This window comes from Actinoallomurus spadix (assembly GCF_024055725.1).
Classification (GTDB): domain Bacteria; phylum Actinomycetota; class Actinomycetes; order Streptosporangiales; family Streptosporangiaceae; genus Actinoallomurus; species Actinoallomurus spadix.
Map to the genome: position 1 here is coordinate 31,579 of NZ_JAMXMX010000030.1, position 12,761 is coordinate 44,339.

The following is a 12,761-nucleotide window of genomic DNA, read 5'->3' on the forward strand; positions in this document are numbered from 1 at the left end:
GGGAGGGGCTCGCGCCGGTAGGGTGAGGGGGATCCCATATTCGTCTTCGGAGGCGTTCCGTCATGGCCGTCGAGTCGCTGTTCGCCCGGCTGGAGCCGCTGCTCCCCAAGGTGCAGAAGCCGATTCAATATGTCGGCGGGGAGCTGAACTCCTCCGTCAAGGACTGGGACTCCTGCGACGTGCGCTGGGCGCTGATGTACCCGGACGCGTACGAGGTGGGCCAGCCCAACCAGGGTGTGCAGATCCTGTACGAGGTGCTGAACGAGCGCGAGGGCGTGCTGGCCGAGCGGACCTACAGCGTGTGGCCGGACCTCGAGGCGCTGATGCGCGAGCACGGCGTCCCGCAGTTCACGGTGGACGCGCACCGGCCGGTCGGGGCGTTCGACGTGTTCGGGGTCAGCTTCTCCACCGAGCTGGGCTACACCAACATGCTCACCGCGCTGGACCTGGCGGGGATTCCGCTGCGCGCGACGGCGCGGACCGACGAGCACCCGATCGTGCTGGCCGGCGGGCACGCGGCGTTCAACCCCGAGCCGATCGCCGACTTCCTCGACGCCGCCGTGCTGGGCGACGGCGAGGAGGTCGTGCTGGCGATCACCGAGGTGATCCGCGAGTGGAAGGGCGAGGGGCGGCCCGGTGGCCGGGACGAGCTGCTGATGCGGCTCGCGAGGTCCGGCGGGGTCTACGTCCCGAAGTTCTACGACGTGAGCTACCTGCCGGACGGCCGGATCCAGCGCGTCGCGCCGAACCGTCCGGGCGTGCCGTGGCGGGTGGCCAAGCACACGGTCATGGACCTCGACCAGTGGCCGTACCCGAAGAAGCCCCTCGTGCCGCTGGCCGAGACCGTGCACGAGCGGTACAGCGTGGAGATCTTCCGGGGCTGCACGCGCGGCTGCCGGTTCTGCCAGGCCGGCATGATCACGCGCCCGGTGCGCGAGCGGTCGATCACGACGATCGGCGAGATGGTCGAGACCGGGCTGAAGGAGTCGGGCTTCCAGGAGGTCGGCCTGCTGAGCCTGTCCAGCGCCGACCACTCCGAGATCGCCGACATCGCCAAGGGTCTCGCCGACCGGTACGAGGGCAGCAACACGTCGCTGTCGCTGCCGTCGACCCGCGTCGACGCCTTCAACATCACGCTCGCCAACGAGTTCTCCCGCGGCGGGCGCCGGTCCGGGCTGACGTTCGCCCCGGAGGGCGGGTCGGAGCGGATGCGCAAGGTCATCAACAAGATGGTCAGCGAGGACGACCTGATCCGTACCGTCACCACGGCGTACGAGAACGGCTGGCGGCAGGTCAAGCTCTACTTCATGTGCGGGCTGCCGACCGAGGAGGACGAGGACGTTCTCGCGATCGCGGACATGGCCAAGCGGGTCATCCGGGCGGGCCGGGAGGCCACCGGCCGCCGCGACATCCGCTGCACCGTCTCCATCGGCGGGTTCGTGCCGAAGCCGCACACGCCGTTCCAGTGGGCGGCCCAGTGCGACCACGAGACCGTCGACCGGCGGCTGCGGGCGCTGAAGGACGCGCTGCGGCGCGACAAGGAGTACGGCCGCGCCATCGGCCTGCGCTACCACGACGGCCAGCCGTCGATCATCGAAGGGCTGCTGTCCCGCGGTGACCGCCGCGTCGGGAAGATCATCCAGGCGGTGTGGGAGGACGGCGGCCGGTTCGACGGATGGAGCGAGCACTTCTCGTACGCGCGGTGGACGGCCTGTGCGGACAAGGCGCTCGCCGACGAGCCGGTCGATCTGGACTGGTACACCGTCCGGGAGCGCGACGAGGTCGAGGTGCTGCCCTGGGACCACCTCGACGCCGGCCTCGACCGCGAGTGGTTGTGGCAGGACTGGCAGGACGCCCTCGACGAGACCGAGGTCGAGGACTGCCGCTGGACGCCGTGCTACGACTGCGGCGTCTGCCCGACCATGGACACCGAGATCCAGATCGGCCCGACCGGCAAGAAGCTCCTCCCACTGACGGTGGTCTGAGGCCTAAGAAAAAGATCCGGCGGGCCCGAGGGGGCCCGCCGGATCGCGCGGGGTCGGCGTCCGCCGTGGCCGGCGGGACGCTCTCGATGGTCACCGTCATCCCACCGACGGCTCCAGGCAGGGGTCGACGCGGTCGGCGGTGCGCCGGAGCAGCGCCGCGAGGGCGGTGCGGACGACCGGCGTGCGGGGCTCCTCGGGGACGTACGGCACCCGGGGGGCGTCGGGCAGGGCCGACTGGGCCTGGGAGCGCATGCTCTCCTGAGCCGAGATGAACGTGACGACCTGCAGCGGACTCATCCTGATCTCCTTCCCTGAATCATCTTTATCGATTCAGTTACCTCCTCAAGAGTACGTCCTGCCCCCTTCTTAATCAATTCAGAACTAAGGTGGCGTCCCGTGCAACGCGTCACACTACAGACGATCGCCGATCGGGTCGGCGTCTCACGTACCACCGTGTCCAACGCCTTCTCGCGGCCTGACCAGCTGAACGAGGAGCTGCGCCGACGGATCCTGGAGGTGGCGGGGGAGCTCGGCTACCCCGGCCCGCACCCGGCGGCCCGCACGCTCCGGCGGGGCCGGGCCGGGGTGATCGGAGTGATCTTCACTGAGGAGCTGTCGTACGCCTTCGCCGACTCCTACGCCGTCGGCTTCCTGCGCGGCCTGGCCAGCGTGGCCGAACAGTCCGGCACCGGACTCCACCTCATCGGCTGGCCGTCCCCGGACGTCGCCGAGGAGGTGATCGCGGACGCGGTCGTGGACGGTTTCTGCCTGTTCTCCCCGGAGGGCCATCCGCTCGTCCAGACGGTGCTGCGCCGCCGTCTCCCCGTCGTCACCGTGGATTACCCGTACGTCGAGGGCGTGCCGTTCGTGGGGATCGAGGACCGGGTCGCCGCGCGCACGGCGGCCGAACACGTCCTCGGCCTCGGGCACCGGCGGGTCGCCGCGCTCGGCGTGCAGCCCGAGGCGGGACGGACCGACCGCGACTGGCTGGACCTGGACCGGCCGGGTGACCTGCGGTTCGGGGCGGGCCGCGCCCGGGTGGCCGGCTACCGGGACGCCTGCCTGGCGGCCGGCCTGGAGTGGCAGGACGTCGTCGTCGACCGTACGGCGAACGACCGGGAGCTCGCCTGGCGAGCCGCGGCCCGGATCCTCGACCGGATCCCCCGGCCGACGGCGATCCTGGCGCCGACGGACGAGGTGGCGTTCGCGGTGCTGGACGTCGCGGCGCAGCGGGGGATCGAGGTTCCCCGGGACCTGTCGGTCGTCGGCTTCGACGACGTGCCCGCCGCCGCCCCGGCCGGACTGACCACCATCCGCCAGCCGATCACAGAGAAGGGCACCACGGCGGGGCGGCTGCTCCTCGAGCCCTCGCGGGAACCCGCCCCCTGCGTGCTCATGCCGACCGAACTCATCGTCCGCCGCACCACCGCGCCCCCGCGCGGCGACGGCGCGTGACGAGGGCGGAACGGGAACGGGGGATCGCGCGTCGGACAGGCGTGAACGAAGCACCGGGCTGCATCACCGTCCCCGCGATGATCATCGTCGTGCCGATCCGGCTGCTGTGGGAGTTGCTCGCCCTGATCGGGCGATTGGTCGGCAGGTACGTCCTGCGGCCGCTCGGATGGCTCGTGTACCACGGCCTCATCCGGCCGGTCGCCTGGCTGGTGCGGGTGCTGGTGATCCTCCCGCTGCGCTGGGTGGCCGAGACGATCCTCGCGCCGCTGGGCCGGGCGGTGTACCGCTACCTCCTGCGGCCGGTCGGGCGCGCCCTGGCCTGGTGCCTGGCGATCGTCCTCCTGCCGTTCGCCTACGCGGCGCACTGGATCGGCCGCGGCCTGGCCGCCCTGTGGCGCGCCGCGTGGCCGCTGCTGGCCGCTTTGGGCCGCGGCGTCGCCCACCTCTGGCGGCTCGCCGGAGTCGTGCTGTTCCATCTCCTCGTCCGGCCCGTGCGGTGGTTCTGGCGCGTCTTCCTGCGGCCGGTCCTCCGCGCGCTCGCCGTCGTCTGGCGTGTCACCGTGCTGACACCCGCCAGATGGGTGCGTGTCAACATCCTGAAACCCGCCGGAGCGGCCGTTCGTTCCGTGTTCCGGGCACTGGGGCTGGATACACGGCGCCCGTGACCCCGTACTCTTAGGAGACAGAGACTTTTGGACTGGCACGAGTAGGAAGGACCGAAACCCTGGCACCCATGCCGGAGGGCCCGGCGCCGGCCCCAGTGACCCAGCGCCTGCGCGTGCGGTACGCCAAGCGCGGCAGGATGCGGTTCACCAGCCACCGAGACATCTCCCGGGCCGTGGAACGCGCCGTACGGCGTGCCGGGATCCCGGTGGCCTTCAGCGCCGGATTCTCTCCGCACCCGAAGATCTCCTACACGGGTGCGGCGGCAACCGGGGTCGCCAGTGAGGCGGAGTATCTCGAGATCGGGCTCACCGCCCACCGCGATCCGGAGCAGGTCCGGGCCGCCCTCGACGCAGTACTGCCCGACGGGCTCGACATTCTCGAGGTCGTCGAGGCGGGGGCCGGGGCGCTGGCGGACCGCCTGGAGGCATCGCGGTGGCTCGTGCGCCTCGACGGCGTCGCCCCCGACGTCGCCGACGCGGCCGTCCGTGCGTTCACGGCGGCCGATGAGATCGAGGTCGAGCGCCTCACGAAGAAGGGACGCCGGCGTTTTGACGCTCGCGCCGCGGTCATCGCGTGCGAGGTCGACCGGCGTGCCACCCAGGACGCGGATGCCGACTGTGCCATACTTCGAATGGTTGTTCGGCACACGACACCCGCTGTTCGACCGGACGACGTCCTCACCGGCCTTCGTCAGGTGGCCGACCTCGCGCCGCCGTCACCGCCCATGGTGACGCGGCTGGCGCAGGGGCCGCTCGACGATTCCACCGGTGAGCTCACCGACCCGCTGGCCTCCGACCGGCAGACCGCACCGGCAGGCGATGACGCCGCCGCGAGCGCGGACGCCGTACGAGCAGCGGCGCCGGACGCCGTCGGCGCCCAGTCGTAAACGGATTCGTGCGGCGCATGGATCCTCGGGGACGGCCGGGCGCACCCCTGATGACTTTGTCGGCACGGTCCACCAGGGCCATGCCGGCGACAACGACAAACGAAGAGTTCCTGTGCGGCGCACCCCTCGCGGGTCGCGCCCGGGAGCCTGACGGGAGACAGCCCGCATGCTTGACAAGGAGTTCGGTGACGCCGCCGGCGGCACCGGAGACAACATCCTCGAAACCGGTGAACAGCCCAAGAAGACCACCCGCCCGCGGCGCGCGAGCCGCCCGGCGGGCCCTCCGCCGGAGCCTGAGGAGGTCGCCGGCCCGCGGCCGGTGACCCGGTCCGCGGCTGCGGCCGCGGAGGCCACGCCGCCGGGGGCGAGCGACGCCGCGTCCGGCGGCACCCCGGGCGACGCCGCGACCGGCGCGCAGGGCGGGGACGCCCCGGGCACCAAGGACGAGGGCGCCGCGAGCGCGCCCGCCAAGACCACCCGGGCCCGCCGGACCCGTAAGGCCGCCGCCGCGCCGGAGCCCGCGCCCGAGCCGTCGGCGCAGGGCGCGCCGGAGCCGTTCGCGCCGCCTGCGCCGGAGCCGGTGGCTCCGGCCGGGGCCGTGACCAGGCCCGCCGGGCCGCCGCCCGCCGTGCCCGAGGCCGCGTTCCAGCCGCCGATGCCGGTCTTCCAGCCGCCGCAGCTGCCCGAGGAGGAGGCGGCGCCGCGGTCGCGGTCCCGCGCCGAGGCGCAGCCGAAGGCCGAGGCGAAGGCCAAGACGGACGTGAAGGCCAAGGCCGACGTCAAGGCCAAGGCCGATGTCAAGGTCGAGGCCCCGCCGGCTCCGGAGGAGCCGGAGGACGAGCAGGACGAGGACGAGGACGGCACGGACCGGTCCGGGCGCCGGCGCCGCCGCCGGGGCGGCCGGGGCCGGGGCAAGGCGCGTGACGGCCAGGAGGCCGAGGACCGGACCGAGGACGAGGCCGAGGCCGGGTCGAAGCCGGCCGAGGAGGAGTCCGAACAGGACGCCGACGACGAGCAGGGCGAGGGCGGCACCCGTCGCCGTCGCCGGCGCCGCCGCCGTAGTTCCGGGGCCGACACCGAGGAGATCTCCCCCGACGACCCGCCGAACACCGTCGTCCACGTCCGCGAGCCGCGCGTCGTCGAGGACGAGGTTCAGGCCGTCAAGGGCTCGACCCGGCTGGAGGCCAAGAAGCAGCGCCGCCGGGAGGGCCGTGAGCAGGGCCGCCGCCGCCCGCCGATCGTGACCGAGTCGGAGTTCCTGGCCCGCCGTGAGTCGGTCGAGCGCATCATGGTGATCCGCTCGGAGGGCGAGCGCACGCAGATCGGCGTGCTGGAGGACAAGGTCCTGGTCGAGCACTACGTCGACCGGTCCAGCCACCAGTCCTACATCGGCAACGTCTACCTCGGGAAGGTGCAGAACGTCCTGCCGTCGATGGAGGCGGCGTTCGTCGACATCGGCAAGGGGCGCAACGCCGTCCTGTACGCCGGTGAGGTCAACTGGGACCTCGCGGGCCTGGAGGGCCAGCCGCGCCGTATCGAGTCGGCGCTGAAGTCCGGCCAGTCGGTGCTGGTGCAGGTCACCAAGGACCCCGTCGGGCACAAGGGCGCCCGGCTGACGAGCCAGATCTCGCTGCCCGGCCGCTACCTGGTGTACGTCCCGGACGGTTCGATGACCGGCATCAGCCGCAAGCTGCCCGACAAGGAGCGCTCGCGGCTCAAGCAGATCCTCAAGAAGATCATGCCTGAGAACGCCGGCGTGATCGTGCGCACCGCGGCGGAGGGCGCGACCGAGGATGAGCTGTCCCGCGACGTCTCCCGCCTGGCCGCGCAGTGGGAGAACATCAACCGCCAGTCGAAGACCGCGTCCGCGCCGGCGATGCTGTACGGCGAGCCGGACCTGACCATCCGCGTGGTCCGCGACATCTTCAACGAGGACTTCACCAAGCTCGTCGTGCAGGGCGACGACGCGTGGGACATGGTGCAGGAGTACGTCGGCTACGTCGCCCCGCACCTGGCCGACCGGCTGGAGAAGTGGGCCGACGACGAGGACGTCTTCACGTCGTACCGGATCGACGAGCAGATGGCCAAGGCGCTCGACCGCAAGGTCTGGCTGCCCAGCGGCGGCTCGCTGGTGATCGACCGGACCGAGGCGATGACGGTCGTCGACGTCAACACCGGCAAGTTCACCGGGCAGGGCGGCAACCTCGAGGAGACCGTCACCCGGAACAACCTCGAGGCCGCCGAGGAGATCGTGCACCAGCTGCGGCTGCGTGACATCGGCGGCATCATCGTCATCGACTTCATCGACATGGTCCTCGAGAGCAACCGCGACCTGGTGCTGCGCCGGATGCTCGAGTGCCTGTCGCGGGACCGTACCAAGCACCAGGTCGCCGAGGTGACCTCGCTCGGGCTCGTCCAGATGACCCGTAAGCGGGTCGGCGGCGGGCTGTTGGAGTCGTTCTCCGAGCCGTGCGACTGCTGCAACGGCCGGGGCATCCACGTCACCCTCTCGCCGGTCGAGCCGAAGGCGGAGAAGACCGCGTCCAGCCGCCGTAAGAAGCGCAAGGGCGAGGTCGAGAAGGCGGTCGAGGACAAGCTCGCGCGCGCCGAGCGCCGTGCGGCCCGCGCGGACGCCAAGGCCGCCGAGGCCAAGGAGACGGAGCCCGAGGCCGCGACGGCCGGCGCCGACGAGGCGGCGGAGCCCGCGTCCGGCCCTGCGGAGGCGCGTCCCGCCGAGGTTCCCGAGGCGGTCTCCGCGGGGGCCGAGGAGGCCGGGTCCGAGGCGCTCGACGCCGAGCCGTCGACCAACGGCCGCCGGCGGCGCACCCGGCGGTCCCCGCGGGCGCGGTCCGAGGCCGCGGCGGAGTGAACGTGCGGCGCCCGGTCGTCCCGTCCGGACGGCCGGGTGCCCGCCGGTTCGACCTGCGGTAGGGGAATCCGGTAGTCTAGGTACCCGGCGCTTTCCCGCGCCGTTGTTAGCGCGCCTGAGGCCCCCGGTGATCCGGTGGGTGCGGGCAGCAGCTTCCAAACTGAGCTTGTTCGGTTAGTCGTGCCCGAGGCACGCAAAGGAAAGGTTCCGCGGTGTACGCGATCGTCCGTTGCGGCGGCAGGCAGGAGAAGGTGGCCGTCGACGATGTGCTCACCGTCGACAAGGTGGCCGGTGAGGTCGGCTCGACGGTGACGCTCCCGGCCGTGCTCGTCGTTGACGGCGACAACGTCGTCAGCGCGCCCGGCGAGGTGGCCAAGTACGAGGTCACCGCCGAGATCCTTGGTGCGACCAAGGGCCCGAAGATCAACATCATGCACTACCGGAACAAGACCGGGTACAAGCGGCGCATGGGTCACCGCCAGCCGTACACCCAGGTCAAGGTCACCGGTATCAAGGCCGGAAAGTAGGTCGCAGACATGGCACACAAGAAGGGCGCGTCCTCCAGCCGTAACGGCCGCGACTCGAACGCCCAGCGTCTGGGCGTCAAGCGGTTCGGCGGGCAGGTCGTCAACGCCGGCGAGATCATCGTCCGCCAGCGCGGCACGCACTTCCACCCGGGTCCGGGCGTGGGCCGTGGCGGCGACGACACGCTGTTCGCGCTGATCCCCGGTGCGGTGGAGTTCGGCCGTTACCGCGGCCGTCGCGCCGTGAGCATCGTCCCGCCGGCGGAGTAGGTCCGCCGACGCGACAGGTTTTTCCAGGACGAGGGCGGGCCGTTGATCGGTCCGCCCTCGTCGTTTTTTGACGGAGGGGGAGGGCATGCCGGACGAGACGCCGCAGCCGGCGCCGGCGCGGCGCGGTCACAGCGGGCCGCCGGGAGCGCAGTTCATCGACCGGGTCGTCCTGCACGTCCAGGCCGGCAACGGAGGTCACGGCTGCGCCTCCGTGCACCGGGAGAAGTTCAAGCCGCTCGGCGGGCCGGACGGCGGCAACGGCGGGCGGGGCGGTGACGTCATCCTGGAGGTCGACCCCAACACCGCCAGCCTCCTCGACTACCACCACCGGCCCAGCCGCAAGGCGACCGGCGGCAAGCAGGGCCAGGGGTCGAACAAGAACGGCGCGAACGGCGTGGACCTCGTGCTGCCGGTCCCGAACGGCACGGTCGTCAAGACCCGTGACGGCGAGGTGCTGGCCGACCTGGTCGGAGCCGGCACGCGGTTCGTCATCGCACGCGGCGGCCACGGCGGGCTGGGCAACGCCGCCCTGGCCAACGCCAAGCGCAAGGCCCCTGGGTTCGCGCTGCTCGGCGAGCCGGGCGAGGAGCTCGACGTCGTGCTGGAGCTGAAGACCGTCGCGGACGTCGCGCTGGTCGGGTTCCCGAGCGCGGGCAAGTCGTCGCTGATCGCGGCGCTGTCCGCGGCCAAGCCGAAGATCGCCGACTACCCGTTCACGACGCTGACCCCGAACCTCGGCGTGGTCAGCGCCGGTGAGGTCGTCTACACGGTCGCGGACGTGCCGGGCCTGATCGAGGGCGCCAGCGAGGGCAAGGGCCTCGGCCTGCAGTTCCTGCGCCACATCGAACGGGCCTCCACACTCGTCCACGTCCTCGACTGCGCCACCCTCGAACCGGGCCGCGACCCGCTGTCGGACTTCGAGGTGATCGAGGCGGAGCTCACCGCGTACGACACCCTGGGCGACGAGCCGCTGTCGGGCCGCCCGCGCCTGGTCGTGCTCAACAAGGTCGACGTGCCCGACGCGCGGGACCTGGCCGAGCTGGTCCGCCCGGAGTTCGAGCAGCGCGGGCTGAAGGTCTTCGAGGTGTCCGCCGCGACTCACGAGGGGCTGCGCGAGCTGAGCTTCGCGATGGCCGAGATGGTGGCCGCGCACCGCGCCGCGCTGCCGGTGGAGGAGCCCACCCGGCTGGTGATCCGGCCCGCGCCCGTCGGCGGCGCCGACTTCGAGGTGCGCGCCCTCCCCGACGGGGAGTACCTCGTGACCGGCGAGAAGCCGATCCGCTGGCTGCGGCAGACCGACTTCAGCAATGACGAGGCCGTCGGTTACCTCGCCGACCGGCTCGCCCGGCTCGGCGTCGAGGAGCGCCTGGCGGAGGCGGGCGCCGAGCCGGGCGCCACGGTGTACATCGGCTCCGAGGACGAGTCGATCGTCTTCGACTGGGAGCCCGAGGTGTCGGCCGGGCCCGAGCAGGCCCTCGGCCGGCGCGGCACCGACCTGCGCCTGGAGGGCCGCTGATGACGGTGGAGCGGGGGCCGCGCCGTGCGTGAGGCGGTGACCCGCGCGCGGCGGATCGTCGTGAAGGCGGGGTCGTCCTCGCTCACGACGCCGGACGGGTCGATCGACGCCGCGCGCATCGACGCGCTCGTCGACGTCCTGGCCGGTTGGCGCCGCGACGACGGCCGCCCGGGCGCGTCCAGGGGCCGTGAGGTCGTCTTCGTCTCGTCCGGCGCGATCGCTGCCGGGCTCGGCCCGCTGAGCCTGTCCTCCCGGCCCCACGACCTGGCGCTGCAGCAGGCGGCGGCGAGCGTGGGGCAGGGCCTGCTGGTGGCCCGCTACACGGCGTCCTTCGCGCGGTACGGCCTGGGCGTCGGGCAGGTGCTGCTGACCGCCGACGACATGATGCGCCGCTCGCACCATCGCAACGCCCAGCGCACCCTCGAACAGCTCCTCGCCTTCGGCGTCGTGCCGATCGTCAACGAGAACGACACGGTCGCCACCGACGAGATCCGTTTCGGCGACAACGACCGGCTCGCCGCCCTCGTCGCGCATCTCATCCGCGCGGACGCGCTGGTCCTGCTGTCCGACGTGGACGCCCTCTACACCGGCGACCCGAGAGAGCCGGGCGCGCGGCGGATCACGGACGTCCGCGAGCCCGCCGACCTGGACGGCGTACGCCTCGGCGGCTCGGGACGGGTCGGCACCGGCGGCATGGTGACCAAGGTCGAGGCGGCCCGCATCGCGGGCGTCCCGGTCGTCCTGACCAACGCCGACTCGGCCGGTCCCGCGCTCGCGGGCGAGAACGTCGGCACGTACTTCCATCCGGCCGGTGTCCAGCCGTCGACGCGGCGCCTGTGGCTGGCGCACGCGACGACCGGGCAGGGGCGGCTGCGGCTGGACCCGGGCGCGGTCGAGGCCGTGGTCCGCCGCCGCAAGTCGCTGCTGCCCGCCGGCCTGACCGGCGTGGAGGGCGACTTCAGCGCGGGCGACCCCGTGGACCTGTGCGACGACGACGGCCGGGTCGTCGCTCGCGGGCTGGTCAACTACGACGCGTCGGAGATCCCGGAGCTGATGGGCAGGTCGACGCGCTGGCTGGCGCGCGAGCTCGGCCCGGAGTACGAACGCGAGATCATCCACCGGGACGACCTGGTCGTCCTGGTCGGCGAGCAGGCGGCGACCCGCCGGTCCTAGAGACCGGCGCGGCCAGGAGGAGGACACAGATGAGCAGTCAGGAGCAGGTTCTCGAGGTGGCGCGGCGCGCCAGGCAGGCCGCCGCCGAGCTGGCCCCGCTGCCGCGCGCGGTCAAGGACGCCGCGCTGCACGCCATCGCGGACGCCCTCGTGGCCGGCTCCGCGCGGATCGTCGAGGCCAACGCCGCCGACGTCGCCCGCGCCCGGGAGGCCGGCATCTCCGAGTACATGATCGATCGGCTGAGCCTGACCGACGAGCGGATCGCCGCGATCGCCGCCGCGGTCCGCCACGTCGCGTCCCTGCCGGACCCGGTGGGGGAGTCCGTGCGCGGCTACACCCTGCCGAACGGCCTGGAGCTGCGGCAGGTACGGGTCCCGCTCGGCGTGGTCGGCATCATCTACGAGGGCCGCCCGAACGTCACCGTCGACGCCGCCGCGCTGACCCTCAAGAGCGGCAACGCCGTGCTGCTGCGCGGCTCGTCCTCGGCGTACGACTCCAACACCGCGCTGGTCGAGGTCATGCGCGCGGCGCTCGCCGACGCGGGCGGGGTGCCGGCCGACGCGATCCAGCTCGTACCCGGCCGTGACCGTGACTCCGTCAAGCACCTGATGCGGGCCCGCGGCCTGGTCGACGTGCTGATCCCGCGGGGCGGCGCGTCGCTGATCAACTCGGTGGTCGAGGAGTCGACGGTGCCGGTCATCGAGACGGGCACCGGCAACTGCCACGTGTACGTCGACGCGGCCGCCGACCTCGACATGGCCGTGGACATCCTGGTGAACGCCAAGACGCAGCGCCCGTCGGTGTGCAACGCCGCCGAGACGGTCCTGGTGCACCGCGACATCGCCGGGGAGTTCCTCCCGCGCGCGCTGCGGGCCCTGGGGGAGAAGGGCGTCACCGTGCACGGTGACGCCGCGGTCCGCGCGCACGCGGGTGAGGGCGCGACCGTCGTCGAGGCGACCGAGGAGGACTGGGGGACCGAGTACCTCTCTCTCGACCTCGCCGCCGCCGTCGTCGACTCCCTCGACGACGCCGTCGCGCACATCCGGAGGTACGGCTCGGCGCACACCGAGGCGATCGTCACGACGTCGCAGTCGGCGGCCCGGCGCTTCACGGCGCTCGTCGACTCCGCCGCCGTGATGGTGAACGCCTCGACGCGGTTCACCGATGGCGAGGAGTTCGGCTTCGGCGCCGAGATCGGCATCTCCACCCAGAAGCTCCACGCTCGCGGCCCCATGGGCCTGCCCGAGCTCACCTCGACGAAGTACATCGTCACCGGCGAGGGCCAGCTCAGGGGCGCCTGACCGCCGTGGGCGACGCGGCCCGACCCCCGTGACGGGGCCGGGCCGTGCTCGTTCACATCCCTCCCGCAGGGGAGCGCTCCGCGATCGGCGCCGCGCTGCCCGCCCTCCGCCGCGTC

At 72.6% G+C, this 12,761-nt stretch carries 11 protein-coding genes; 10 read left to right on the top strand and 1 reads right to left on the bottom strand.

Going from position 1 to position 12,761, the window contains the following annotated elements; translation table 11 throughout:
- Positions 1-62 precede the first annotated feature (62 nt).
- A complete protein-coding gene (locus NE235_RS32000) occupies positions 63-1,985 on the top strand; it encodes a TIGR03960 family B12-binding radical SAM protein (protein ID WP_252809611.1) in 1,923 nt (640 codons plus the stop codon).
- A gap of 96 nt (positions 1,986-2,081) precedes the next feature.
- Here the strand turns inward: NE235_RS32000 and NE235_RS32005 are convergent, their stop codons facing one another.
- Positions 2,082-2,282, bottom strand: coding sequence for a hypothetical protein (locus NE235_RS32005; protein ID WP_252809613.1), 201 nt, complete (start codon positions 2,280-2,282; stop codon positions 2,082-2,084).
- A 99-nt stretch (positions 2,283-2,381) separates the two neighbouring features.
- Here NE235_RS32005 and NE235_RS32010 point away from each other — a divergent pair, with 99 nt between their 5' ends.
- The 9 genes from NE235_RS32010 (at position 2,382) to NE235_RS32050 (ending at position 12,645) form a co-directional block, all read left to right on the top strand.
- Positions 2,382-3,440 (top strand): LacI family DNA-binding transcriptional regulator, encoded by a 1,059-nt coding sequence (locus NE235_RS32010; protein WP_252809614.1) that lies wholly within the window; start codon positions 2,382-2,384, stop codon positions 3,438-3,440.
- 41 nt (positions 3,441-3,481) lie between these two features.
- On the top strand, positions 3,482-4,105 hold the full coding sequence (locus NE235_RS32015) for a hypothetical protein (protein ID WP_252809615.1): 624 nt from the start codon (positions 3,482-3,484) through the stop codon (positions 4,103-4,105).
- A 68-nt stretch (positions 4,106-4,173) separates the two neighbouring features.
- Positions 4,174-4,992 (top strand): TIGR03936 family radical SAM-associated protein, encoded by an 819-nt coding sequence (locus NE235_RS32020; RefSeq protein ID WP_252809617.1) that lies wholly within the window; start codon positions 4,174-4,176, stop codon positions 4,990-4,992.
- A 166-nt stretch (positions 4,993-5,158) separates the two neighbouring features.
- Entirely contained in the window at positions 5,159-7,861 is a 2,703-nt protein-coding gene (locus NE235_RS32025; protein ID WP_252809619.1) for an Rne/Rng family ribonuclease, read from the top strand.
- Between the two features lie 212 nt (positions 7,862-8,073).
- Positions 8,074-8,388 (top strand): 50S ribosomal protein L21, encoded by a 315-nt coding sequence (rplU, locus tag NE235_RS32030; RefSeq protein WP_252778779.1) that lies wholly within the window; start codon positions 8,074-8,076, stop codon positions 8,386-8,388.
- Positions 8,389-8,397: 9 nt separating this feature from the next.
- Positions 8,398-8,655, top strand: coding sequence for a 50S ribosomal protein L27 (rpmA, locus tag NE235_RS32035; protein ID WP_252778778.1), 258 nt, complete (start codon positions 8,398-8,400; stop codon positions 8,653-8,655).
- A gap of 85 nt (positions 8,656-8,740) precedes the next feature.
- Positions 8,741-10,171 carry a GTPase ObgE gene (gene obgE, locus NE235_RS32040; RefSeq protein ID WP_252809621.1) on the top strand — a complete coding sequence of 477 codons (1,431 nt, stop codon included), beginning with the start codon at positions 8,741-8,743 and terminating at the stop codon, positions 10,169-10,171.
- Positions 10,172-10,195: 24 nt separating this feature from the next.
- Positions 10,196-11,344 carry a glutamate 5-kinase gene (gene proB / locus NE235_RS32045; protein ID WP_252809623.1) on the top strand — a complete coding sequence of 383 codons (1,149 nt, stop codon included), beginning with the start codon at positions 10,196-10,198 and terminating at the stop codon, positions 11,342-11,344.
- A 29-nt stretch (positions 11,345-11,373) separates the two neighbouring features.
- Entirely contained in the window at positions 11,374-12,645 is a 1,272-nt protein-coding gene (locus NE235_RS32050; protein WP_252809625.1) for a glutamate-5-semialdehyde dehydrogenase, read from the top strand.
- The last annotated feature ends 116 nt before the right edge of the window (positions 12,646-12,761 follow it).

Bases quoted from the DNA above. Each gene is read 5' to 3' on its own strand.
- NE235_RS32050 (WP_252809625.1), top strand. From the start codon at position 11,374: ATGAGCAGTCAGGAGCAGGTTCTCGAGGTGGCGCGGCGCGCCAGGCAG.
- NE235_RS32005 (WP_252809613.1), bottom strand. From the start codon at position 2,282: ATGAGTCCGCTGCAGGTCGTCACGTTCATCTCGGCTCAGGAGAGCATG.
- obgE (WP_252809621.1), top strand. From the start codon at position 8,741: ATGCCGGACGAGACGCCGCAGCCGGCGCCGGCGCGGCGCGGTCACAGC.
- NE235_RS32000 (WP_252809611.1), top strand. From the start codon at position 63: ATGGCCGTCGAGTCGCTGTTCGCCCGGCTGGAGCCGCTGCTCCCCAAG.
- NE235_RS32025 (WP_252809619.1), top strand. From the start codon at position 5,159: ATGCTTGACAAGGAGTTCGGTGACGCCGCCGGCGGCACCGGAGACAAC.
- rpmA (WP_252778778.1), top strand. From the start codon at position 8,398: ATGGCACACAAGAAGGGCGCGTCCTCCAGCCGTAACGGCCGCGACTCG.
- NE235_RS32020 (WP_252809617.1), top strand. From the start codon at position 4,174: ATGCCGGAGGGCCCGGCGCCGGCCCCAGTGACCCAGCGCCTGCGCGTG.